The organism is Pseudogemmobacter blasticus, assembly GCF_003071405.1.
Taxonomy (GTDB): Bacteria; Pseudomonadota; Alphaproteobacteria; order Rhodobacterales; family Rhodobacteraceae; genus Pseudogemmobacter; species Pseudogemmobacter blasticus.
This window is the reverse complement of record NZ_CP020470.1, coordinates 1,775,845-1,798,618: the sequence shown is the minus strand read 5'-3', so window position 1 is coordinate 1,798,618 and position 22,774 is coordinate 1,775,845. Positions and strand designations below refer to the sequence as shown.

Annotated in this window: 21 protein-coding genes and 1 pseudogene; 19 read left to right on the top strand and 3 right to left on the bottom strand. The window is 66.8% G+C overall.

What is annotated here, in order from left to right; translation table 11 throughout:
* The first annotated feature begins 94 nt into the window (after positions 1-94).
* The 5 genes from uvrC to B6K69_RS08770 all read left to right on the top strand — a co-directional run bounded on the left by uvrC (position 95) and on the right by B6K69_RS08770 (position 4,727).
* Positions 95-1,948 carry an excinuclease ABC subunit UvrC gene (uvrC, locus tag B6K69_RS08790; protein ID WP_107673260.1) on the top strand — a complete coding sequence of 618 codons (1,854 nt, stop codon included), beginning with the start codon at positions 95-97 and terminating at the stop codon, positions 1,946-1,948.
* Between the two features lie 76 nt (positions 1,949-2,024).
* Positions 2,025-3,284, top strand: a complete 1,260-nt coding sequence (locus B6K69_RS08785) for a PAS domain-containing protein (protein ID WP_108643506.1) — start codon at positions 2,025-2,027, stop codon at positions 3,282-3,284.
* A gap of 90 nt (positions 3,285-3,374) precedes the next feature.
* Complete coding sequence (gene pgsA / locus B6K69_RS08780; protein ID WP_108643505.1) at positions 3,375-4,040, top strand: CDP-diacylglycerol--glycerol-3-phosphate 3-phosphatidyltransferase; 666 nt, start codon at positions 3,375-3,377, stop codon at positions 4,038-4,040.
* Complete coding sequence (moaD, locus tag B6K69_RS08775; RefSeq protein ID WP_108643504.1) at positions 4,037-4,285, top strand: molybdopterin converting factor subunit 1; 249 nt, start codon at positions 4,037-4,039, stop codon at positions 4,283-4,285. Before pgsA ends, moaD begins: the two co-directional genes overlap by 4 nt.
* 1 nt (position 4,286) lies before the next feature.
* Entirely contained in the window at positions 4,287-4,727 is a 441-nt protein-coding gene (locus B6K69_RS08770) for a molybdenum cofactor biosynthesis protein MoaE (protein ID WP_108643503.1), read from the top strand.
* 13 nt (positions 4,728-4,740) lie between these two features.
* Here B6K69_RS08770 and B6K69_RS08765 read toward each other — a convergent pair whose 3' ends face one another.
* Positions 4,741-5,745, bottom strand: a complete 1,005-nt coding sequence (locus B6K69_RS08765; protein ID WP_108643502.1) for a P1 family peptidase — start codon at positions 5,743-5,745, stop codon at positions 4,741-4,743.
* A 241-nt stretch (positions 5,746-5,986) separates the two neighbouring features.
* Between B6K69_RS08765 and B6K69_RS08760 the strand changes: the two genes are divergently transcribed.
* The 3 genes and pseudogenes from B6K69_RS08760 to B6K69_RS08750 form a co-directional block, all read left to right on the top strand.
* Positions 5,987-7,195 carry a M24 family metallopeptidase gene (locus B6K69_RS08760; protein WP_108644857.1) on the top strand — a complete coding sequence of 403 codons (1,209 nt, stop codon included), beginning with the start codon at positions 5,987-5,989 and terminating at the stop codon, positions 7,193-7,195.
* A 96-nt stretch (positions 7,196-7,291) separates the two neighbouring features.
* Positions 7,292-9,457, top strand: a complete 2,166-nt coding sequence (locus tag B6K69_RS08755; RefSeq protein WP_108643501.1) for an esterase-like activity of phytase family protein — start codon at positions 7,292-7,294, stop codon at positions 9,455-9,457.
* A gap of 142 nt (positions 9,458-9,599) precedes the next feature.
* A pseudogene (locus tag B6K69_RS08750) lies at positions 9,600-10,325 on the top strand (L,D-transpeptidase); the annotation flags it as partial.
* 228 nt (positions 10,326-10,553) lie between these two features.
* Here the strand turns inward: B6K69_RS08750 and B6K69_RS08745 are convergent.
* Positions 10,554-10,895, bottom strand: a complete 342-nt coding sequence (locus B6K69_RS08745; RefSeq protein ID WP_107673268.1) for a cupin domain-containing protein — start codon at positions 10,893-10,895, stop codon at positions 10,554-10,556.
* Positions 10,896-11,042: 147 nt separating this feature from the next.
* Between B6K69_RS08745 and panB the strand changes: the two genes are divergently transcribed.
* The 11 genes from panB (at position 11,043) to B6K69_RS08690 (ending at position 21,096) form a co-directional block, all read left to right on the top strand.
* Positions 11,043-11,888: a 3-methyl-2-oxobutanoate hydroxymethyltransferase gene (panB, locus tag B6K69_RS08740; RefSeq protein WP_108643500.1), complete on the top strand. Its 846-nt coding sequence runs from the start codon at positions 11,043-11,045 to the stop codon at positions 11,886-11,888.
* A complete protein-coding gene (gene panC, locus B6K69_RS08735; protein WP_108643499.1) occupies positions 11,885-12,724 on the top strand; it encodes a pantoate--beta-alanine ligase in 840 nt (279 codons plus the stop codon). The genes panB and panC overlap by 4 nt, the downstream gene beginning before the upstream one ends.
* 259 nt (positions 12,725-12,983) lie before the next feature.
* Positions 12,984-14,054 carry a coiled-coil domain-containing protein gene (locus B6K69_RS08730; RefSeq protein WP_108643498.1) on the top strand — a complete coding sequence of 357 codons (1,071 nt, stop codon included), beginning with the start codon at positions 12,984-12,986 and terminating at the stop codon, positions 14,052-14,054.
* A gap of 2 nt (positions 14,055-14,056) precedes the next feature.
* A complete protein-coding gene (locus B6K69_RS08725) occupies positions 14,057-14,380 on the top strand; it encodes a hypothetical protein (RefSeq protein WP_108643497.1) in 324 nt (107 codons plus the stop codon).
* A gap of 30 nt (positions 14,381-14,410) precedes the next feature.
* Entirely contained in the window at positions 14,411-15,538 is a 1,128-nt protein-coding gene (locus B6K69_RS08720; RefSeq protein ID WP_108643496.1) for a hypothetical protein, read from the top strand.
* Between the two features lie 70 nt (positions 15,539-15,608).
* Positions 15,609-17,543: an AAA family ATPase gene (locus B6K69_RS08715; protein WP_108643495.1), complete on the top strand. Its 1,935-nt coding sequence runs from the start codon at positions 15,609-15,611 to the stop codon at positions 17,541-17,543.
* On the top strand, positions 17,536-17,862 hold the full coding sequence (locus tag B6K69_RS08710; protein WP_108643494.1) for a hypothetical protein: 327 nt from the start codon (positions 17,536-17,538) through the stop codon (positions 17,860-17,862). The genes B6K69_RS08715 and B6K69_RS08710 overlap by 8 nt, the downstream gene beginning before the upstream one ends.
* Positions 17,863-18,058: 196 nt before the next feature.
* Entirely contained in the window at positions 18,059-18,757 is a 699-nt protein-coding gene (locus B6K69_RS08705) for an endonuclease domain-containing protein (RefSeq protein ID WP_206340506.1), read from the top strand.
* Positions 18,757-20,172, top strand: coding sequence for a DUF6638 family protein (locus B6K69_RS08700; protein ID WP_206340505.1), 1,416 nt, complete (start codon positions 18,757-18,759; stop codon positions 20,170-20,172). Before B6K69_RS08705 ends, B6K69_RS08700 begins: the two co-directional genes overlap by 1 nt.
* Positions 20,169-20,438: a hypothetical protein gene (locus B6K69_RS08695; RefSeq protein WP_328588485.1), complete on the top strand. Its 270-nt coding sequence runs from the start codon at positions 20,169-20,171 to the stop codon at positions 20,436-20,438. Before B6K69_RS08700 ends, B6K69_RS08695 begins: the two co-directional genes overlap by 4 nt.
* Before the next feature lie 4 nt (positions 20,439-20,442).
* Positions 20,443-21,096 carry a DUF1523 family protein gene (locus tag B6K69_RS08690; RefSeq protein ID WP_228156699.1) on the top strand — a complete coding sequence of 218 codons (654 nt, stop codon included), beginning with the start codon at positions 20,443-20,445 and terminating at the stop codon, positions 21,094-21,096.
* A 3-nt stretch (positions 21,097-21,099) separates the two neighbouring features.
* Here the strand turns inward: B6K69_RS08690 and B6K69_RS08685 are convergent, their stop codons facing one another.
* Positions 21,100-22,707, bottom strand: a complete 1,608-nt coding sequence (locus B6K69_RS08685; protein ID WP_108643493.1) for a GMC family oxidoreductase — start codon at positions 22,705-22,707, stop codon at positions 21,100-21,102.
* Positions 22,708-22,774: the final 67 nt, after the last annotated feature.

Here is a 22,774-nt window from a genome sequence, read left to right as displayed (position 1 = left end):
CCACAGAAACCGTGGACAGCTTTCCTCTTGCCCGGGGGCGTGGTTCAGTGCAGCACCCCCGAAGAATCGATGACTTGGAAACCGGACAATTCGCATGACCGACGCCCCCCGCACCGGGCATGAGGTGATTCAGGATTACCTGCGAACGCTGGACGCCTCGCCCGGGGTCTATCGTATGCTGAATGCCGCATCCGAGGTGCTGTATGTCGGCAAGGCGCGCAATCTGAAGGCGCGGGTGTCGAACTATGCCCGGCCTTCGGGCCATTCGGCGCGGATCGCGCGGATGATCGACGAAACGGCGTCGATGATGTTCCTGACCACGCGCACCGAGGTTGAGGCGCTGCTGCTGGAACAGAACCTGATCAAGCAGCTCAAGCCGCGCTATAACGTGCTGATGCGGGACGACAAGAGCTTCCCGAACATCCTGATCGGCAAGGAACACCCGTTCCCGCAGTTGAAGAAGCACCGGGGCGCGAAGAAGGAGAAGGGCAGCTATTTCGGCCCCTTCGCCAGCGCGGGGGCGGTGAACCGCACACTGAACCAGTTGCAGAAGGTGTTTCTGCTGCGCAATTGCAGCGACAGCATGTTCGCCGGGCGCAGCCGGCCCTGCCTGCAATTCCAGATCAAGCGCTGTGCGGCGCCTTGCGTGGGCAAGGTGAACGAGGTGGCCTATGCCGGGCTGGTGGCCGATGCCGAGCGGTTCCTGCAAGGCAAGTCCACCACGGTGCAGGCCGATCTGGCAAAGGCGATGGCCGAGGCCAGCGAGGCGATGGAGTTCGAGCGCGCCGCCGCGCTGCGCGACCGCATCCGTGCGCTGACGGCGGTGCAGTCGGCGCAGGGCATCAACCCGCGCGGCGTGGCCGAGGCGGATGTGGTGGCGCTGCATCTGGACCATGGTCAGGCCTGCGTGCAGGTGTTCTTCATCCGGGCGCATCAAAGCTGGGGCAACCGGGATTTCTATCCGAAAACCGGGTCGGGCGCGGAAGAGCCGGAAATCCTTGAGGCCTTCCTGACGCAGTTCTACGACGACAAGGACCCGCCCCGGCTGATCCTGCTGTCGCATGGCGTTGAAAACCCCGATCTGGTGGCGCAGGCGCTGTCTGACCGGGCGGGGCGCAAGGTTGAACTGGCGGTGCCCCTGCGCGGCGAAAAGGCCGAGCTGGTGGAGAACGCCACCCGCAACGCCCGCGAAAGCCTGGCGCGGCGGATGTCGGAATCCAGCACGCAGATGAAGCTGTTGCAGGGTCTGGCCGAGGCCTTCGATCTGGACGGCCCGCCGCAGCGGATTGAAGTTTACGACAACGCCCATATCCAGGGCGCCGATGCCGTGGGCGGCATGATCGTTTCCGGGCCGGAAGGCTTTGTCAAATCGCAGTATCGCAAGTTCAACATCCGGTCGGAGGCGGGCGCGAACAGCGATGACTTTGGCATGATGCGCGAAGTGCTGACCCGCCGCTTCGAGCGGCTGCTGAAGGAAGACCCCGACCGCCGGGGCGACACCTGGCCCGACCTCTTGCTGATCGACGGCGGGCAGGGGCAGGTTTCGGCGGTGATGGAAATCCTGTCCGCCCTGGGGGTGGAGGACATTCCCGTGGTCGGCGTGGCCAAGGGCATTGACCGCGACGCCGGGAAAGAGGAATTCCACCGCCCCGGCGAGGCGGCCTTTGCGCTGCAACGCAACGACCCGGTGCTGTATTTCGTGCAGCGCCTGCGCGACGAGGCGCACCGCTGGGCCAATGGCGCGCACCGGGCCAAGCGGTCCAGGGCGGTGGCGGCAACGCCGCTGGATGAAATTCCCGGCGTGGGCGCCACGCGCAAGCGCGCGCTTCTGGCGCATTTCGGCAGCGCCAAGGCGGTGTCGCGCGCGGCCCTGCCCGACCTGATGGCGGTGGACGGCATTTCGCAGGCCATGGCCGAGACGGTCTACAATTTCTTCCACCGCGACTAGGGCAGCTTTCGGCCGGAAACCTGTTGGTAAGGAAGCGGGCCCAGGATGGGGGCCAGCTTTCCTGACGGTGATACCGATGCACGGCCCGACGCCTGCCCTGTTGCCCCCCGCCCCGCCCGATGCCGGTTTCGGCTTTGGCGAACTGATCTATTCGCGCACCGATGCGCGCGGGGTGATCCTGTCCGGCAATGCCGTGTTCCAGCGGATGACCGGGATCGACTGGCGCGATCTGATCGGGGCGCCGCACCGGGCGATCCGCCACCCCGACATGCCGGCGGGGTTCTTCCATCTGTTCTGGTCGCTGCTGCAACAGGGGGAACCGGCGGTCGGCTATGTGCGCAACCGTCGCAAGGACGGGGCCGGTTACTGGGTGCTGGCCGCCGCCATGCCATGCGAGGGGGGCTATTTCTCGGTGCGGATGCGGCCGTCAGCCCCGCTGTTTGGTACGCTGCGCGACCTGTATGCCCGCCTGCGCCGGCGCGAGCTTGACGAGGGCCTGTCGCCCCAGGCTTCGGCCGACGAACTGGCGGGGCAGCTTTCCGGTCTGGGGTTTTCCGGCTATGACGCTTTTGCCGCCCGCGCCGTGACCGAAGAGATGCGCGCCCGCAACCGGGCGCTTGGGCGCGACCCGGACCCGCGGGTCGAGGCGCAGGCGCTGCTGGTGGGGCTGCTGGAGGAAACCCTGCAGGAACAGACGCGGCTGATGGCCCGCTTTGCCGATCTGCTGATCCTGCCGGTGAACATGCGCCTTGCTGCCGCCCGGCTTGAGGCGCAGGGCGGCCCGCTGAGCCAGATCGCCGTCAACTACAAGACCGCCTCGGACGAGATTTCGCGCCGGCTGTCCGCGTTCGTCTCGGGCCGGGAAAACCCCTGCGCCCGCATGGCACATGCCCTGCGGCGAAGCCTGATCCTTTCGGGCTGTGCCGGGTTGCAGGAGGAACTGGTGCAGACCTATGACCGCCAGCCCGGCGGCTATCACGGGGTTGAGCGGCGGATGGAACTGCCGATGCTGCGGGCGGTCCGGGCGCAGAACATGGCCCGCGCCCGCGCCTTGCTGGAGGAGGCGGCGCATCAGGCCGGGGTGCTGAGCGCGGTCAGCAATGACTTGCGGCGCATGATCCTGGGGCTGGATACCATCCGTATCCTGGCCCGGGTGGAAAGCCGCAAGTCGGCCGAAAGCCAGGACGCGCTGACCGCCACCATCGACCGGATCGACAGCGTGCAGGCCGCGATCTCGGGCAGTCTGCGGGCGATGATGGACCGGACGCTGGCCATGGAACATGGTCTGGCCGCCCTGCGCGACCGCAGGCCGCAGGCCGGGCTTGCCGCGGAATGACGGCATAGGGGGCGGCCGCGCGCCCCGCCCGCGCCGTTATCATGGCAAGCCGCTCTTCCCACGCCGGGTTGCATCGGCTACCAATCCGGTATGACCTGGACGATCCCCAATACCCTGACGTTCATCCGTCTGCTCGCGGCCCCCGGCGTGGCGCTGATGTTCCTGTATTTCCATCGCCCCTGGGCCGACTGGTTCGCCCTTGGCCTGTTCGTGGGCGCCGCCATCACCGACTGGTTCGATGGCTATCTGGCCCGGCTGTGGAAACAGGAATCGAAGTTCGGCGCCATGCTGGACCCGATCGCCGACAAGGCTATGGTGGTGATCGCGATCATGGTGCTGACCGGCTATAACGGCATGAATCCCTGGCTGATCCTGCCGGCGACGGTGATCCTGTTCCGCGAGGTGTTTGTCGGGGGCTTGCGCGAATTCCTGGGCCACAAGAGCGGCCTTCTCAAGGTGACGAAGCTGGCCAAGTGGAAGACCACGGCGCAGATGGTGGCGATTGCCGCGCTGTTCCTGGGCACCGGGCTGGAATATCTGAACGGCGTGGCGATGCAGGGCATGACGCCCGAACAATATGCCGAGGCGGTCAGCCATGGCCTGGCCGACCCGATCCGCGCCTGCGGCAAGCGTGACTGCGCGTCCTTCGCCAATATCGCCGGTCTGGTGCTGATCTGGATCGCGGCGGGGCTGACGGCGCTGACGGGCTGGGAATATTTCACGAAGGCCAAGCCCTTCCTGAAGGAAGACCCATGATCGACATCCTGTATTTCGCCTGGGTGCGCGAACGGGTGGGGGTGCCGCGCGAACGGGTGGAAACGGCGGCGCCGACGGTGGCCGCGCTGGTCGAGGAGCTGGCCGCGCGGGAAGACCGCTATGCGCTGGCCTTTGCCGACCGGGCCAGCCTGCGGGTGGCGCTGGATCAGCGCCTGGCCGATTTCGACGCGCCGCTGGCGGGGGTGCGCGAGGTGGCGTTCTTTCCGCCGATGACCGGGGGCTGAGATGCGGGTCGCGGTGCAATCCGCGCCCTTCGATCTGGGGGCCGAGGCGGCGCGGTTTGCGGCGGCGGCGCCGGGGGCGGGGGCCGTTGTCACCTTCACCGGGCTGGTGCGCGACAATGGCGGTGCGCTGGCCGCGATGGAGATCGAGCATTACCCCGGCATGACCGAAACAGCGATCAGCGCCATGCTGGACGAGGCTGCCCGGCGCTGGGCGCTGGTCGATGCGCTGGTGATCCACCGTTTCGGGCGGCTGGCGGCGGGCGAGGCGATCATGATGGTTGCCACCGCCGCGGCGCACCGGGCGGCGGCCTTTGACGCGGCCGAGTTCCTGATGGACTACCTGAAATCCCGCGCCCCGTTCTGGAAGAAGGAAATCGGCGCGTCGGGGGCGGAATGGGTGACCGCAAGGGACGAAGACGAAGCGGCCCTGAAACGGTGGTAGCGCCCCGGTCCGCCTAGCCGCCCGCCGGTGCCTGCCCGAACCGCACCGCCCAGCAGGGTTGCAGGTCGCCCGGCATCGGGCGGGCCAGGAACACCGCGCGGGCAATGGCGCGGGCCAGGCAGGTGGCGGCGGCATGGCCAAGCTGGAACGTGTCGGTCACCGGGTCGGCCAGCGCCCGCGCCCCGGTGGCGGCGGCAAAGACCAGATCCCCGTCCAGCGGCGTGTGCGAAGGGACCAGCGCGCGGGCCATGCCGTCATGCGCGGCCACCGCCAGACGGTGCGCCTGCGCCTTGGTCAGCGCGGCATCGGTGGCGACGATGGCGATGGTCGTCGCCTCGCCCAGCCGCTTGGTTGGCAGGGGGGCGGGCAGCGGCATCTGCGGCGCGGGGCCAAGGCCGCCGAATTCGCGGCCCTGTTCGAAGGGGGCCGCCCAGAAATGCCCCGTCTCGCCCACCGTGGCCGAGCCAAGCGCGTTCACCGCCACCAGCGCGCCCACGGTCAGCCCCGAGGGCAGCAGGCAGGAGGCCGACCCCAGCCCGCCCTTCAGCGTGCCGGTCATCGCGCCGAAACCGGCGCCGGCGGTGCCAAGGGCGAAGCGGCGATCAGCCGCCCGCAGTGCGGCGGCGCCAAGTGCGCCATAGGGGTTCGCGGTCCAGTCCTTCTGCCCGCCGTTCAGCAGGTCAAACAGGATGGCACCCGGCACGATGGGCACGCGCGCCGGCCCCACGGCAAAGCCCCGGCCCATGGCGCGCAAGCCGTCCATCACGCCGGAACAGGCGTCCAGCCCGAAGGCCGATCCGCCGGACAGCACCAGCGCATCCACCGCCTGCACCATGCGGTCGGGGGCAAGCAGGTCGGTCTCGCGGGTGCCGGGGGCGCCGCCCATCACATGCACGGCGGCGGTGAAGGGCTGGTCGGCGGTCAGCACGGTGACGCCCGAGCGCAAGGTTTCATCCTGCGCCTGGCCCACCCGCAGGCCGGCGACATCGGTGATCAGGTTCAGCGGTCCGGGCTGCATGGCGCGTCCTTTCGGGTGATGGCGCAGCCTAGCGGGGAAGGGGGCGGCGGGGGAAGGGGCACGGGTCTTGCGCCCGGTGCCCGCTTGCGGCACTGTTTGCCCCGAGCCGTGGCGATGGCGTCGCCACAGGGGCCCCGGCCCTTCTGCTTGCGGAGCTTCCGCCTTCGTCCTGTACGCCGGGACCTTTCGGGGTCTCGCCGCGACAGGGGCATTCCCCGGCCACATGGGGTCTGACATGACAGTGAACCGTCCCGAACAGTACCGCTTTCACAACGGCGGCCAGAAGCACGCGCTGCCCTTTGCCGATGAGGAATATCACGACCGGCTGGAGGGCCTGCGCGACATCATGGAGCTGCATGATCTGGATGCGGTTGTGCTGACCAGTATGCACAACATCGCCTATTATTCCGGGTTCCTGTATTGCAGCTTTGGCCGGCCCTATGCGGCAGTGGTGACGAAGACCGACTGCATCACCGTCAGCGCGGGCATTGACGCGGGCCAGCCCTGGCGGCGCAGCATCGGCGACAACATCACCTATACCGACTGGGCGCGTGACAATTTCTGGCGCGTGGTGGCGGGGATCACCGGCACCGGCAAGGCCATCGGCTGCGAGGCCGATCACCTGACCATGGAGCGGGCCGAGAAGCTGAACACCTTCCTGCGGCCGAAGCGCGGGGTGGATGTCAGCGCCGCGACGATGCAGCAGCGGATGATGAAATCCGCAGCCGAGATCGCGCTGATCAAGCATGGTGCCAATGTGGCCGACGTGGGCGGCTATGCCATCCGCGAGGCGATTGCCGAAGGGGCGAGCGAGCTGGAAATCGCGATCGCCGGGCGGGATGCGATGGAGCGCGAGATCGCGAAGCGGTTTCCCGATGCGGAATACCGCGACACCTGGGTCTGGTTCCAGTCGGGGCTGAACACCGACGGGGCGCATAACCCGGTGACCAACCGCAAGCTGCGGCGCGGCGACATTCTCAGCCTGAACTGCTTTCCGATGATCAGCGGCTATTACACCGCGCTGGAGCGGACGCTGTTCCTGGGCGAGGTGGACCCGGCCAGCCTGAAGGTGTGGGAGGCGAACGTGGCCGCGCATGAATACGGCATGAGCCTGCTGAAACCGGGCGTGTCCTGCGCGGCGGTGACGGCGCAGATCAACGATTTCCTGTCCGAGCGACAGATGCTGCAATACCGCACCTTCGGCTATGGCCACAGTTTCGGCGTTCTCAGCCATTACTACGGCCGCGAGGCGGGGCTGGAACTGCGCGAGGACATCGACACCGTGCTGGAGCCGGGCATGGTGATCAGCATGGAGCCGATGCTGACCATTCCCGATGGCCAGCCCGGCGCGGGCGGTTATCGTGAGCATGACATTCTGGTCATCACCGAGGACGGGGCCGAAAACATCACCGGCTATCCTTACGGTCCGGGCTTCAACGTGGTGGGCTGATCAAAGCGTCACGGTCCTGTCACGGCCCTGTCGCGGGGCCGTGACCTGCGGGGGCCATTCCTCTGGCCGATTGACTCGAACCAGAGGACTGGCCCCATGCGTTTTCCCCATCTCTGCCTGACCTCGGCCCTTGCGCTGGCTGCGGCCCTGCCCGCGCTGGCCGAGCCGGTGTTCAAGCGCGTTGCATCTTTTGCCACGCCCGACAACATGGCCGAAGGCGAGGACCGCGCCCGCGCCACCAGCGCCGAGATCATCACCGCGACCGAGGACGGGATGACGCTGATCTATTCCGACAGCCCGCTGGGCGTGATCGGGATGGTGGACATTACCGACCCCGCCGCGCCCAGGCCGCTGGGCAATGTGGTGATGGGGGGCGAGCCGACGACGACGGTGGTGATCGGCGGGTTGGCTTTCGCGGGCGTGAACACCAGCGAAAGCCGCGCCGCGCCTTCGGGCAAGCTGGTGACGGTGGATCTGGCGAAAAAGGCCGTGGTGGCCGAATGTGATCTGGGCGGTCAGCCGGATTCGGTGGCCCGCGCGCCGGATGGCAGCTTCATCGCTGTCGCCATCGAGAACGAGCGCGATGAGGACGTGGCCGATGGCGACCTGCCGCAGATGCCGGCGGGCTATGTCGTCCGGCTGCCGGTCAAGGATGGCGCGGTGGATTGCGCCGGGTTGCAGAAGATCGACGTGACCGGGCTGGCCGAGGTGGCCCCCGAAGACCCCGAGCCCGAGTTCCTGGCGGTGAACGAGGCGGGCGAGATCGTGGTGACCTTGCAGGAGAACAACCACATCCTGGTGATCGGTGCGGATGGCAAGGTGGCCAGCCATTTCAGCGCCGGGGCGGTGGATCTGGACGGGATCGACACGAAAAAGGACGGGCGGCTGGATTTCACCGGCAGCGCCAAGGGCGTGCTGCGCGAACCCGACGGGGTGAAGTGGATCGACGCCGATCATTTCGTGACGGCGAACGAGGGCGACTGGAAAGGCGGGTCGCGGTCCTTCACCATCTGGAAGAAGGACGGGACGGTGGTCTACGAATCGGGCGCCAGCCTTGAGCGCGAGATTGCCGCCATCGGGCATTACCCCGATTTCCGCAACAAGAAGGGCGCCGAGCTGGAATCGGTTGAGGTGGCCACCTTCGACGGCACGCGGCTGTTGTTCGTGGCGTCGGAGCGCGGCTCCATCGTGGCGGTCTATGACCTGACCGATCCGGCGGCGCCGGTGCTGAAGCAGCTTCTGCCCTCGGGCGTGTCGCCCGAGGGGATGGTGGCCCTTCCGGCGCGCGGCCTGCTGGCCACCGCGAATGAGGTGGACCTGCGGGAAGACGGTCTCGCCCCGGCGCATGTGATGGTTTACGCGCGGGCCGAAGGCACGGCCGTCTATCCGATGATCACCAGCGCGGGCAGCGATCCGCTGATCGGCTGGGCGGCGCTGTCGGCGCTGGCGGCCGACCCGGCCACGCCGGGCCGGCTTTATGCCGCCAATGACTCGGCCCTGGGGGCGGCGCCGACGATCTATACCATCGACGCGACGCAGGTGCCGGCCCGGATCACGGCGGCGCTGCCGGTGACGCGCGGCGGCAACCCGGCGCAGTTGATGGACATCGAGGGGCTGGCCGCCGATGGCGAGGGCGGCTTCTGGATTGCTACCGAGGGCCGCAGCGACAAGATGGTTCCGCATGGCATCGTGTATGTGAACGACAAGGGCGAGATCAAGGAAACCATCGGCCTGCCCCCGGAACTGGCGGCCAACGAAACCCGCTTCGGGTTTGAAGGCATCACCGTTGCGGGCGATGTGCTGTGGCTGGCGGTGCAGCGCGAATGGGCGGATGATCCGAAGGGCATGGTCAAGCTGGTGGCCTATGACACCAGGGAAAAGACCTGGGGCGCGGTGCATTACCCGCTGGATGCCCCGGCCAAGGGCGCCTGGATGGGGCTTTCGGAAATCACCCTGCACGGCGACTGGGTCTATGTCGTGGAACGTGACAACCAGATTGCCGACAAGGCGGCGGTCAAGAAGATCTATCGCGTGAAGGCCGCCGATCTGGCCCCGGCCAAGCTGGGCGAGGCGCTGCCGGTGGTGCAGAAGGAACTGGTCCGCGACCTGCTGCCCGACCTGAAGGTGCTGAACGGCTATGTTCCCGACAAGGTGGAAGGCTTCGCCATCGACGCCGGGGGAATCGGTTGGGTCGTGACCGACAATGACGGCATCGACGACAGCTCGGGCGAGACGCTGTTCTGGTCTCTTGGCAAGCTCTAGGCCTGCCGGCGGGGTTGAATCCGGCCCCGGCACCTGTTGCCGGGGCCGTTTTTCGCTTGTTTCACAAGACTCAGGCTTGACGCCGGCCCCCCCGCTCGGGCCATGGTGCGCGCCATAGCTGCCTTAACGTCCGAGTCTCACCGTGACCTTCAGTCTTGCCCGACTTGCGGCCATTCTGGCCCTTCCGCTTCTTGCTGCCTGCGGCGGCCCCCGACCTGCCGACACGCCCCCCGGAACGCTGCCGGGATATGAGGCGGTGCAGGATGGCGAATTCCTGATCCCCGCTGTCGAGCGGAAAGACCTGATCGAAGGCAATGTCCGCACCGAGGTGGATTATGCCGGCGATGAAAAGCCCGGGACCATCGTCGTCGATATCTTCGCGCGCAAACTTTACTGGGTGATGGAGGGCGGCCGCGCCGTCCGCTATGGCATTGCCGTCGGGCGCGAGGGGCTGTCGTTCAAGGGCAACGGCTATATCGGGCGCAAGCGGGAATGGCCGTCGTGGCAGCCCACGGCGAACATGCTGCGCACCCGCCCCGACATGTATGGCGACTATGCCGCCGGCCTGCCGGGCGGGCTGAACAACCCGCTGGGCGCGCGGGCGCTGTATCTGTATCGCGGCGGCCGCGACACGATGTTCCGCATCCACGGCACCATCGAGAATGCGTCTATCGGGCGGGCCACCAGCGCGGGCTGCATCCGTCTGTTCAACCAGGATGCGATTGACCTGTATGAGCGGGTCGATACCGGCGCCCGTGTGAAGGTGCGCACGCTGGATGAAAGCGTGGCGCTGGAAGGGCCGATGATGGATGACGCCTATGGCCGCGTCGTGCCGGCAACGCCCGAGAACATGGCCAAGAAGGAAAAGGACGCCGCCGCCGTTGCCGCCTATGAGGCGCGCGAGGCCGAGCGCAAGGCGAAGGAAGCCGAAGCCGCGCGGATCGCCGCCGAAAAGGCCGACAAGAAGCGGCTGCGCGCCTGCAAGAGCAAGGGCATCGCCCCCGAGGACTGCCCGCCGCTGGAAACCACGGTTTCCGGCTGATCGGGCTGGAACGGCACGGATCGGGGCCGCCCGGCAGGGCGGCCCCGTTTCGTTTCAGGTGCGGATGACGTAATCCTTGAGCGTGGTTTCGACCACTTCCCAGGTGCCTTCAAAGCCGGGGCGGATGATGAAACTGTCACCCGCGCGCAGGTGGGTTTCGGTGCCGTCGGCGGCGGTCAGGATGGAATGGCCCTGCAGGATGTGGACATATTCCCATTCGACATAGGCCACGCGCCACTTGCCCGGCGTCGATTGCCAAAGCCCGCAATACAGCCCGTCATCCTCTTCGAGGTTCCAGGTGGTGTGGACCGGATCGCCTGCCAGAACCTTGGCCGGGTCGGGGCGTTCGGTTTCGGCGGGGGTGGCTTCGCGGGTGACGCGCTGGATCAGGGACATGGGGCCTCCGGTTGGTTTGCGGCATTGGGGCGGGCCGGGGCCGTGGCGTCAAGCGGCAAAGACCGTGCTGCATTGCGGCGTTAATTCTTGCGTCCGCCGCGCCCCCGTGCCCTTATTGCGGGCAGTTTGAGAACCCCGGAGCCCCTGATGAGCGCAACCTCTGCTGTCCGGCCTGTCCTGCCCCCCGACATCCGCGCCCGCAAGGGCGGGGCGCCGCTGGTGGTGCTGACGGCCTATTCCACGCCGATGGCGCGGATTGTCGATGCGCATTGCGATGTGGCGCTGGTGGGGGATTCGGTCGGCATGGTGATCCATGGCCTGCCTTCAACCCTGGGCGTGACGATGGAGATGATGATCCTGCACGGCCGCGCGGTGGTGCGGGGCTGCCAGAAGGCGATGCCGGTGATCGACATGCCCTTCGGCAGCTATGAGGAAAGCCCGCAACAGGCCTTTCGCAACGCAAGCCGGCTGATGGCCGAAACCGGCGCCCCGGCGGTCAAGCTGGAGGGCGGGCAGCACATGGCCGAAACCATCGCCTTCCTGACGGCGCGCGGCGTGCCGGTGATGGCGCATGTGGGGCTGACGCCGCAGGCGGTGAACACGCTGGGCGGCTATAAGGTGGTGGGCCGCGCCGAAGAGGCGGCCAAGGTCATGGCCGATGCCGAGGCGGTGCAGGCGGCGGGCGCCTTCGCGGTGGTGCTGGAAAAGGTGCCCGAAGGGCTGGCCGCGCGGATCACGCAGGCGCTGACCATCCCGACCATCGGCATCGGGGCCGGGGTGCGTTGCGACGGGCAGGTTCTGGTGGTGGATGACATGCTGGGCCTGTTCACCGATTTCCGGCCGAAATTCGTGAAACGCTACGCCGAACTGGGCCGCGATGCCGATGCGGCCATCGCCACCTATGCCGCCGAGGTGCGGGACCGCAGCTTCCCCGCGCCCGAGCACGGCTTTCCCGACGAAGTGCCCGCCAAAGCCGGAGCCGTGAAGAAATGATTCCGATCCTGCGGACGGTGTCCGACATGCGCGCCCTGGCGCGAAGCTGGCGCGCGGCGGGCGAAGTGGTGGGCGTGGTGCCGACCATGGGCGCGCTGCATGACGGGCATCTCAGCCTGGCGCGGCGGGCGCGGGCGGAATGTGACCGGGTGGTGACGACGATCTTCGTCAATCCCAAGCAGTTCAACAACCCCGACGACCTGAAGAAATACCCCCGCACCGAGGCGGCGGATGCGGCGCTGCTGGCCACGGTGCCGGTGGATGCGATCTTCGCCCCCCAGCCGGACGAGGTATATCCCGAAGGCTATGGCACGACGGTCAGCGTCTCGGGCGTGTCGGAGCCGCTGGAAGGGCGGATGCGCCCGGGCCATTTCGACGGGGTGGCGACGGTGGTGACCAAGCTGTTCGGCATGGTGCTGGCAGACCGTGGCTATTTTGGCCAGAAGGACTGGCAGCAGTTGCAGGTGGTGCAGAAGCTGGTGCGCGACCTGAACCTGGCGGTTGACATCGTGGGCTGCGAGACGATCCGCGACGCGGACGGTCTGGCGATGTCGTCGCGCAATGTGCGGCTGACGGCGGCGGGCCGGGCCAAGGCGCCGGTGCTGTACGCCGCGATCAGCGCGGCGGCCGCCGACATTCGCGCCGGCCATGCCGACCGGATGGCAATCCGCGAGGCGGCCGAGGCGATGCGGGCCGCCGGCTTCGAGCGGGTGGAATACATTGAGTTGCGCGACGCCGCGACGCTGATGCCCTCGGACGACCCGACCCGCCCGCGCCGGATGCTGGCGGCGGCCTGGCTGGATGGCGTGCGGCTGATCGACAATATCCCGGTCTAAGGGGGGGAAGCTGCCGGGGGCGCTGCCCCCGGACCCCCGGGATATTTCCGGACAGATGAAGCGGCGGCTTTGGGCTGGACCGATCAGGTCTTGGCGGCGGGTTTCGACTGCGGCAAGACTATCTGCATCGGACATGGGGAAAGCACGCCTTGCCAGATTGCGGCGCGGCCAGCAGAATTCCCCGTGCGAGGGGGATGTAATTCGGATTTACATCCCTAGGTGAGATTGGTTCGGCCCAGGGCCCGCAAAGGAGCGTTCGATGGCGGATTTCGAAGCACAGATCAAGGAAAGCCAGGCACAGGTGGCGACCGCCCAGGCGAAGATCAGCGCCATAACCGACACCATCGACAAGGCCCGCGCCAAGCTGGACGAGGGCATTGCCATCGACGTGGAGAATGCCACGCTGGAGGATGTGCACAAGCACACCGAGGTGATGAACTCCAACATCGCCGAGCTGATCATGGGGCTGGACGATGTGACCGCCGGTTTTTCCACCGAATTCGCGGAACTGCGGTCGAAGACCGGGTGGGAAAGTTTTGTGGGCATCTTTTCCTCGGCCAAGGCGGAATCGTTGCGGCACGAACGGCTGCGCGACGCCAGCATCGATGACAAGTTGCAGGATCTGATTTCCAAATCGGATGTGATCGTGAAGCTGTTGCAGGGGCAATTGACCCTGCTGACCACGCAGAAGGGCCGGGTCGAGGCGAACCTGACCGCCACGCTGGCCGACCGCGAGGCGACGGTGGGCGCGCTGGAGACGGTGCGCAAGGAGATTGCGGCGCTGGACCCGCGCATCATCGAGCTGGAGAACAAGATCAGCGTCGAGACCGACGCGGCGGCGCGGACCAAGCTGGAAACCGAACTGGCCAACCTGAACGCGAAGCACAACGCGCTGGTGCAGGATGAACAGGTGCAGATCGCCCGCAGCCAGACGCTGGAACGCTATATCGAGAAGGGCAAGACCTGGGTGGACAGCCTGACCAACCAGGCGGCGACGCAACTGGTGCTGATCAACAAGCTGCAGACCGACACCAAGCAGCGGGTGGTGCTGTATGATGCGCTGACCTCATCGCTGAAGACGGCCGAGCAGCAGGACGTGGCGCACCGGATCAACGAGATCGGCGTCAAGACCGACCAGGAAGCGCAGGCGGCCATGGCGGCGATCGGCGCGGCCACCAATGACCGGATGGCCGACATGCTGGAGGCGCATGAAGGCCAGATGGTGTTTGCCCGCAAGATTCTTGAGGACAAGGCCAAGGCGGACGAACGCTTTGCCCGGCGCTTTGCGGCGATTGTCGAGAAGCACGACAAGAACACCTATGGGGGATAGAGGTGTCGGCCTGGTGGAAAGTCTTTCTCCGGAATGGGCTTGTCTGGCCGCCATTCATTCTCGCTCAGGTATTCCTCCTGCGACAGTTTCAGGGGCCGAGTGGGGCGCTGGAACTGTCTGACTCGATGAACCAAATTGTGCCAGTTGTCGTGCTTCCTTTGGTCTGGTTTGCGATGACCGGTGCAAGTATGTGCGTGTTTAGAATGATGGTCCAATGGGTTAAGTCATCGGCGGAACAGAAGGGAAAGAAAATGCCAGCCATGCGGTGGCGTTGGTTCTGGTCGTATTTTCTGGAGCTCGACGAAGAATACCGGCTGCGTGCATGACAGACGCACATGCAAATCTTTGGCTGACCCATGGCTGACCCCACCCTCAAGGACCAACTGACCTCCGACCATGCCGAACTGTATGATCCGGCGGTGGCGGCGCGGTATTTCGCCAAATTCGCCCGGATCGGCAGCTACTTCCCCCGCATCGCGGCCGAGCTGGAGGGCGAGGGGCGCCTGACGCGGACGGAATCGCGGCTGCTGGGGCAGTATCTGGCGGGGGTGATCGGCACCTTCCGGGCGCTGAACCACAAATACCTGATGACGGGCAAGGCGGAAGGCGCCCCCCGGCTGACCATCGACCGGCACGAAAGCGGCTTTCCGGTGGCGCAGGAGCTGATGGTGATGGCGCTGGATGCGGCGCAGGCCGACAAGCACCTGTCGGGCATGGCCTCGGAAGCCGAGCTGAAGGACCGCATGATCCGCACCATCGTGGGTGAGCTGAAGGTGCCGGCGGGGCTGCAATACGCGCTGTCGCAGCGGCTGTATTTCGAGGCGCTGAAGGCGGGCGGGCTGTTCTGGGCCCGCAACGACCCGGATGCGCAATGGCTGGGCCAGGCGGGGCCGCGGCGGCAGTATCTGGTGCATTGGGCGGTCTGGGACACCCAGGTCAACCTGCCGGTGGTCTATCTGATGGACCTTGAGGATTCCGGCAAGAAGCCGCTGCCGAACGACGATTACCGCTGGCCGCCGCTGCAGCAGAAGGTGCTGGCGCAATCGGTGGGCGGGCTGAAGCTGGTGACCATCGCCACCGGCTTCGATGCCGATTTCGAGGATCTGCACCCCAGGCGGCTGCGCCGGATCACGCTGGGGCCAATGTATTCGGCCAGTTTCACCCTGCAATCGGGCCCGATCTCGCGCGTGCTGGAAGATGCCCGCGCGCCCGAGGGGCAGGACTGGGCGCTGGTCTGGACGGTGGAGGATCTGGTGTCGGACCGGGAAGAGACGGTCAAGGACGGCTGGTTCTCGACCCGGCCGAAGCAGGTGTACAGGCTGGACCCGCTGACCGGGGCGGACACCGGCACGACCAGCCTTGAGCGGATGATCGTGCTGCCCGAGCGGCCCTATCAGGTGCTGGTCGAGCAGAACCCGGCCGGCCTGCGCGGCATCCGCAAGTTCGTGGTGGGGGCCGGGGGGCGGCTTATTCCGGGCGTCTGAGGCGGATGGACGCCCCGGGGCGCTGCCCCGGACCCCGGGATATTTGAGGACAGAAAATGGGGCAGGGCCGATGAGCACGCGCGACACGATGGAGCTGAAGGAAGAGGCGATCCGGGCGCAGTATGAGGCGGCGCTGGGGATGCTTCAGGGCTTTGACCATGCGCCGCGGCTGGCGAAGCCCCTGGCCGAGGCGGCGGTGGCCGAGCGGTCTCCGGGTGTGGGGGCGCGGCCGCGGTTCCGGTCTACCGTGGTGGGGATGGCAACGCGGTCCACCGCGCGGCCGGGCGGCGTGCGGCTGGCCGAGCGGGTGGAGGGCCTGTCGGACGGGCTGGTGTCGCCGGTGCAGGCGGCCAGCCTGACCGTGCTGCGCCGGGCGCTGGCCATCGCGCTGGCCATGGGCGAGACCTTTGCCGCGCAATCGGGGCTGGCCGAGCTGAAGCGGGCCAATCTTGAGGGCCGGGTGCCGGAACCGAAACGGGCCGAGTTCGGCGAGCTGTTGCAGGCCGAGGCGCTGGTGGTGCTGTTCAGCTTTGCCAATGCGGCGGCCTATCTGATTGCGCCGCATGTGACGCCGGCCACTGTGGAACTGGGCGAGGTCGAGGAGGTGCTGACCGACAACGCGCCGCTGGCCTTGCAGGGCGCGCTGTGGGAGCTGGATCAGGACATCGCGGCGCTGGCCGGCGATGATGCGCGGCTGGTGGCGGTGATTTCCGCCTTTGCCGAGGCGCTGATGCAGAAGGTGGCGATCCGGGCCGAGAACGGCGCCCGCGTCTCGGTCTTTACCGGCGGAAGCTGGAAGGTCGAGGCGGACGGGCTGGTGCTGGCCGGGTTCAAGCCGGCGCGGGCGGCCAAGGGCGGCGCGCTGACCATGGCCTTCAAGAAACCGCAGGAGGTGGTGGGCAACCATATCGCCAAGTATCAGTCGATGCGGCTGGCCAAGATGCTGATGGCCTATGACTTCGACCGCCGGCTGAACCCCTTTGCCGAACTGGGCGGGTTCATCTTCACCTTCATGGGCGACGGCAAGCCGGGCACCGGCAAGACCACGCTGATCCAGATGATGGCGGGCCTGCTGAACGATTACTGCAAGGCGGCGGGCTATCCGTTCCGCTACCAGAATTTCAGCATCGACCAGATCGACAGCTATCAGGGCAAGTCGGGGCAGAACGCCAAGGCCTTCATCGACGCGGTGCTGGACCCCGGCGTGATCGGCTTTGGCACCATCGACGATATCGACCAGGTGGCGGGCAAGCGCGGCGACCGGCAGTCCAGTGCCGGCCAGCAGGAGGTGACGGCGGTCTTCATGCAGGCCTTTGCCGGGGCGGGCACGGTGGTGCGGGGGAACTGCACCTTCGGGATGTTCAGCAACTATCCCGAGAACGTGGACGACGCGCTGCGCCAGCGGGCGGGCGCGCGGTTCCTGGTGGACGGGCCGCAGACGCGCGAGGATTACATCGACATCCTGTCGCTGCTTCTGGGCAAGAACCACCAGATCCCGTTGGGCGACCATGACCTGTTCGCCGCGCAGGAAATCCGCCGTGCGGTGGCCGCCAGTTTCGAGGGCCATTCCCGCCCGCATGAGGCGGGGCTGCTGAAGGTCTGGGATCAGGTGGCCCGCGACATCGGGCCACTGGACAGCATCGCCCGGATCGGCACCTATCTGAAGGCAATCCAGTCCGCCGACGAACGCTTTACCGGGCGGGCGATCAAGAACATCACCGATGCCGTGAAGGTGCGGGCGATGGATTTCGAACTGCCGGACGAATGGATGGAAAACCCCGACCTGTTCCTGTTCAAGCCCTATGACGAGAAGATGGGCATGATCCGCGGCCTGATGCGGCCGATCACGGTGGAGATGGTGGTGCAGGAGATAAACCGCTACGCCGACAGCGAATTCCGCTACGCCGACAAGTCGGACGAAGTGGCCATCGAGACGGCGGTGCGCGACATGCGGCGGATGGAAGAGGCGAAGAGAAGGTATCTGGAGGGGAAGGGAAATGCCTGAACAGGTGATGTTCAGCCTTTTCCTGCTGGTGCTGATCCTGCCCGGCGCCATGATCGCGGTCGTGGCACCTTTGTTCCTGATCAACCGCTGGGTCCAGCGCCGGGGGCTGACGCTTTACGTCCTGTTCGCGGGCGCCATCGGGTTGCTGCTGGCCGTGTGGTTCCTGCTGACCACGCTGGACCCCTGGCACATCGGACCCGACCGCTATGGCACGCCCTTCCTGCTTTATGCCCACCTGTGGTTGGCGCTTTATGCGTTGGTCGCCTATTTCCGCTATCGCGGCATGATGGCGCTGATGGTGGCGGAGGGAGAGGGGTGAGGCCGATGCGCAAACCGTTAGCCTTCGCAGCGGTCCTGCCTGTCTGCCAAGGGCCGTGTGGCCTGTCTCGCGGGAGTCGCCCGGGGCTTGCCCCGGGCAGCGCCCGCACCGCCCCCCCGGGGCGGGCGCTTCTCGCCCACCCCGCGGTGCGGGCGCTGCCCTTCGGGCCCCTGCCAAACGCCGAAAGAGGGCGCCCATGAAACACCTCATCACCCGTGGCCTGATGTTCGGGAAGCTGATCAAGCTGTCGCCTTTGGCCCCCACCCCCGGCCCCTCCCAACAAGGGGGAGGGGAGGTACTTGTGTGGTGGGCGGGGGCGCAGGTGGCGGGTGGGCTTCTCCCCTCCCCCTTGTTTGGAGGGGCCGGGGGGTGGGGGTTTGGCCATGAGGGGAACGGCATGACAGGCATCCACCCGGTCACCCGGCAAAGGGCGCGGGCGTTGCGGGCGGCGATGACGCCGCAGGAGCGGAAGGTCTGGCCGAAACTGCGGGAGTTGAACCGGATGCTGGGGGCCAATTTCCGGCGGCAGGCGCCGATTGGGCCTTATATCGCCGATTTCGCCGAACTGGGGCGGCGGCTGGTAATCGAGATTGATGGCGCCGAGCATGGTGGCGCGCAGGATGCGCGGCGGGATGCGTGGCTGAAGGGGCAAGGGTTTCAGGTGCTGAGGTTCTGGAATTCTGAGATTTCGGAGAACCTGGAGGGTGTGATGCAAATGGTGCTGGATGCGGTTGGGCCGCTGGGGGATGCCCCACCACCTCATCCCTTCCCCACAGGGTTGGAGGGGGGCTCTGGCCGCCAACCGCAGGCGCGACGCGACGAGCCTGGCGCCTCCCTTCCCCCTTGTGGGGAGGGGCTGGGGGTGGGGGCGACACGCCCGGAAAGGGCAAGGTAATGAAACACCTCATCACCCGTGGCCTGATGTTCGGGAACCTGATCGAGGTGTCCTCGCCGCAGCTTGTTGACCGTTACAACCGGGCGCTCAAGCATCTGACGGGCAAGGAAACCGCGCTGAAGGATTTTCATATCGACCTGTCGGGCTACAGCCCCGAAATCGGCGATGAATTCGGCGATCCGCTGTATCTGAACCCCAACGGGGCGAACCGGCAGTTCATCCTGCTGACCACGGCGCAGAAGGATGCGCCGCTGTTGAACATCCGGTTTTCCACCTCGCGCGGGATCCTGACCCAGTTCATCGAGAAGAACGAGGCGCAGCTTTTCGCGCTGACGGCGCGCGATGCGGTCTGCGGGGAATTGCAGGGCAGCGTCTATGCGGTGGATACCCCGGCGCGGCTGTTCGAAATCCGGCAGGTCACGGTTGAGGCCGATACGATCGGCGGCCATGTGGCCGATGCCGAAAAGCTGGGCGCGCTGATCGAGAAGTTCCGCCGCGAACCCGATGGCTGGCGCGACGATGCGCTGATTGCCGAGATGATCGGGCTGGCGCGGCGCACCGGCGATGTGACGCGGGTGCCGATCACCCTGCCCGCGATGACCTTTGAACAGGGCAATTTCTGGACCAGCTATTTCGGCGGGCTTTACGTCTTTCAGGATGTGAAGTTCCCGGCGGCCATCTCGCGCCTGCCGGTGGCAAGCCTGGGGCAGGTGCCAATTGCGCAGGTGATGGATTTCACCCACCGCAACCACATTGCCGACTGGCTGGACCGCAACCTGCTGGTCGAACCCATCGTGCAGGCGCGCGGGGCGGATGCGGGGGCGATCCTGCGGCAGAAGATGGATTTCATCCTGGTCGATGCGGCCGACCGGCTGGGAATCGCGCTGGGCGACGCGCGGCGGACCGAGCTGCGCAAGCTGGCCTATCGCATTGGCACGGCCCTGCCGGATGAATTCCTGGGGCTGGCCTCCATGCTGCGCTGGGTGGAAGGCGCGGGGCCATGGCCACGGATTTCCAGCGAACATCCGGCCTATTTCTACACGCTGCGGGCGCGGGCCGGGAAGGACCGCGATCTGGTGAACATGCTGTTGTCGGAACTGGCGCCGATGGATGTGCGCCAGATGTTCATCACCCACAAGGAACGGTTCTACGAGGATTACGCCGGCTGGTCCGACGCCAAGAAGGTCTATGTGGCGGAATTCCTGGCGCGGGAGTATCAGGTGGATCGCGAGGGCGCCCGCGAGGCGCTGTTCGGACCCGAGCCGCGCATGGACGAACTGGCACGCCCGCAGATGAAGGAAGGCCCGAAACCCACGCGCGGCCTGCGTGATGCGGTTGGCCCCTGGGGCGCGGGGGCCGGGGGCCGGGGCGGTGGTCCTGTCGGGCCCTGGGGCGAAACAAGGAGGCGCGGATGATCATCGGTTGGCTGAGGTTGATGGCGTTTGCCCTGGTGGGGCTGACCATCATCTACTTTTTCGTCGGGCTTTATTCCCGCAGCGTCCGGCGCGAGAAGCTGGAAAAACGCTGGGTTTCCGAGGGGTTGGAAGGCGACCGCGACGCCTGGATCGAAGAGGGCATGAAAGCCTATGACCGGGGGCTTAAAAAAAAGCTGCTATGGCTTATCTACATACTGCCGCTGACGGCCGCCACGGTCGCCTTCTATGTCGTGAACTTCAAGTGAGGCGATGATGCGCTATTTGAAATGGGCTTTCTGGACGGTGATCGGCCTCTGCCTGTTTGCCTTCTTCCACTACACCCTGCCGCAGCATGACATCGTGCGCATCGTGGGCACGGAAAACCGGCGCGTCGATGTCGGTGACAATTCGATCTTCTGGAGCCGGGCCGAAGTGGGCATGGCCAACAGCACCAGCCGCGACGTGTTCTTCATCAACGCCGTCTATCCGAACGGCAAGACGATGGAATACCGCAACGAAGATACCGGCTGGGGCTGGCCGCCCTATTTCAAGGTTGACAGCTACGGGTTGCAGACCCAGGCGAAAGAGCTGAGTTCTTCGCCCGACAAGCCGATCTGGGTTTCGGTCACGCATTACGGCTGGCGCAACAAGCTGTTCACCATCTTCCCCAATGCGGTGGCGGTGAAGCAGGTGGAAGGGCCGGATGTCACGATCATCCCTTGGGTGAACATCGTGATCTTCACCTTCCTGGCCTTCGTGATTTTCATGATCCAGCGCATGTGGCTGCAATTCCGCGAACGGACGGTGGACCCGGCGCTGAGCGCCATCGATTCCCGCGCCGATGCCGCGGCCGACGAGGTGCGCGGCGTCTGGGGCCGCTTCATGGCCTGGATCGGAACCTGGCGCGGCACGCCGCGCCGATAGGCCTCAGGCGCGGTCGGCCCGGATCAGGGCCGCCGCGCGTTCTGCGATCATGATGGTGGGGGCGTTGGTATTGCCGCCGATCAGGCGCGGCATGACCGAGGCATCCACCACCCGCAGCCCGCTGATGCCGCGCACGCGCAGGTCGGGGTCGGTCACGGCCAGATCGTCCTGGCCCATGCGGCAGGTGCCGACCGGGTGATAGATCGTGTCGGCGCGGGCGCGGATGTCGGCTTCCAGCGCGGCATCGCTGCCGTTGTGCGGATACAGCCGCCGCCCCCGCCAGGGCGCCAGCGCCGGGGCGGCGATGATCTCTTCCAGCCGCCGCGCGGCGCGCATCAACAGCGGCAGGTCGCGCGGATCGGACAGGAAGGCCGGGTCGATGCGCGGCGGGGCCAGCGGGTTGGCCGAGGTTAGCCCGACCGTGCCCCGGCTGAACGGGCGCAGCGCGCAGATATGGGCCGACCAGCCATCGGCCATGTGCAGCTTGCGCATGTGCTGATCGACGATGCCCACCACGAAATGAATTTGCAGGTCCGGCTGCGGTTCCTGCGGGGTTGATCGCAGGAAGGCCGCGCCTTCTGCCATGGGCGAGGCGAAAAGACCCTCGCCCGTTTTCCGCCAGCGCAAGCCTGCCTTCAGCAGCCGCATCAGCCCGCGCGGATTCAGCCCCACCACATCGCGCCGGGGCGAGGTGTGGCTGATGGTGTAATCCAGATGGTCCTGAAGGTTCATCCCCACGCCGGGCAGAACATGCGCCGGGGCAATGCCATGGGCGCGCAATTCATCCTCGGGGCCGATGCCCGACAGCAGCAGAAGCTGTGGTGAGCCGAAGGCGCCCAGCGACAGGATCACCTCGCGCCGCGCCTTGAGCGTGGTTTCGCCGCCCCGCCCACGCACGACAAGGCCGGTGGCGCGGCGGCCGTCCAGCACCAGCCGCAGCGCGCGGGTTCGGGTCAGGACGGTCAGGTTCGGGCGGCCCATGACCGGATGCAGATAGGCGGCGGCGGCCGAACAGCGTTCGCCCTTGCGCGGGCCAGAGTGGAACTGGGTCACCTGATAGAGACCGGCCCCGTCCTGCACCGGGCCGTTGAAATCATCGTTCGGGGCGATCTGGCAGGTGCCTGCCGCTTCGATGAAGGCGCGGGTGATGGGGCGGGGGTGGCGCTGGTCGGCCACCTGAAGCGGGCCGTCGGCGCCATGGTTGGCGCCGGCGCCGCGGATATTGCCTTCGGCCCGCAGGAACCACGGCCTGACGCTGGCCCAGTCCCAGCCGGTGGCGCCGGCGTCGGCCCAGCCGTCATAATCGGCCGGGGTGCCGCGAATGTAGAGCATGGCATTGATCGCCGAACTGCCGCCCAGCCCGCGCCCGCGCGGCTGAAACCCGCGGCGGCCGTTCAGCCCGGCTTGCGGAACGGTGTGCAGCGCCCAGTTGTGCAGGCGGGGCCGCCCCGACACCATGGCCGCCACCAGCGCGGGCGCGCGGACCAGCAGGTCGCGCGCGGTATCGCCGGCCTCGACCAGACAGACCGAAACGGCCGGGTCTTCCGACAGCCGCGCGGCAAGAACCGACCCGGCCGATCCGCCGCCCGCGATGATGTAATCGAATTCCATGTCCCGCAGGCTAGGCGAGGACGGCGCGTCACGGAAGCGTGACGCACCGTCAGCCCGGAAAGCCGGG

Excerpts from the sequence above, each read along its gene's own strand:
- uvrC (WP_107673260.1), top strand. The coding sequence starts at position 95 with ATGACCGACGCCCCCCGCACCGGGCATGAGGTGATTCAGGATTACCTG.
- B6K69_RS08785 (WP_108643506.1), top strand. The coding sequence starts at position 2,025 with ATGCACGGCCCGACGCCTGCCCTGTTGCCCCCCGCCCCGCCCGATGCC.
- pgsA (WP_108643505.1), top strand. The coding sequence starts at position 3,375 with ATGACCTGGACGATCCCCAATACCCTGACGTTCATCCGTCTGCTCGCG.
- moaD (WP_108643504.1), top strand. The coding sequence starts at position 4,037 with ATGATCGACATCCTGTATTTCGCCTGGGTGCGCGAACGGGTGGGGGTG.
- B6K69_RS08770 (WP_108643503.1), top strand. The coding sequence starts at position 4,287 with ATGCGGGTCGCGGTGCAATCCGCGCCCTTCGATCTGGGGGCCGAGGCG.
- B6K69_RS08765 (WP_108643502.1), bottom strand. The coding sequence starts at position 5,745 with ATGCAGCCCGGACCGCTGAACCTGATCACCGATGTCGCCGGCCTGCGG.
- B6K69_RS08755 (WP_108643501.1), top strand. The coding sequence starts at position 7,292 with ATGCGTTTTCCCCATCTCTGCCTGACCTCGGCCCTTGCGCTGGCTGCG.
- B6K69_RS08745 (WP_107673268.1), bottom strand. The coding sequence starts at position 10,895 with ATGTCCCTGATCCAGCGCGTCACCCGCGAAGCCACCCCCGCCGAAACC.
- panB (WP_108643500.1), top strand. The coding sequence starts at position 11,043 with ATGAGCGCAACCTCTGCTGTCCGGCCTGTCCTGCCCCCCGACATCCGC.
- panC (WP_108643499.1), top strand. The coding sequence starts at position 11,885 with ATGATTCCGATCCTGCGGACGGTGTCCGACATGCGCGCCCTGGCGCGA.
- B6K69_RS08730 (WP_108643498.1), top strand. The coding sequence starts at position 12,984 with ATGGCGGATTTCGAAGCACAGATCAAGGAAAGCCAGGCACAGGTGGCG.
- B6K69_RS08720 (WP_108643496.1), top strand. The coding sequence starts at position 14,411 with ATGGCTGACCCCACCCTCAAGGACCAACTGACCTCCGACCATGCCGAA.
- B6K69_RS08715 (WP_108643495.1), top strand. The coding sequence starts at position 15,609 with ATGAGCACGCGCGACACGATGGAGCTGAAGGAAGAGGCGATCCGGGCG.
- B6K69_RS08710 (WP_108643494.1), top strand. The coding sequence starts at position 17,536 with ATGCCTGAACAGGTGATGTTCAGCCTTTTCCTGCTGGTGCTGATCCTG.
- B6K69_RS08705 (WP_206340506.1), top strand. The coding sequence starts at position 18,059 with ATGAAACACCTCATCACCCGTGGCCTGATGTTCGGGAAGCTGATCAAG.
- B6K69_RS08700 (WP_206340505.1), top strand. The coding sequence starts at position 18,757 with ATGAAACACCTCATCACCCGTGGCCTGATGTTCGGGAACCTGATCGAG.
- B6K69_RS08695 (WP_328588485.1), top strand. The coding sequence starts at position 20,169 with ATGATCATCGGTTGGCTGAGGTTGATGGCGTTTGCCCTGGTGGGGCTG.
- B6K69_RS08690 (WP_228156699.1), top strand. The coding sequence starts at position 20,443 with ATGATGCGCTATTTGAAATGGGCTTTCTGGACGGTGATCGGCCTCTGC.
- B6K69_RS08685 (WP_108643493.1), bottom strand. The coding sequence starts at position 22,707 with ATGGAATTCGATTACATCATCGCGGGCGGCGGATCGGCCGGGTCGGTT.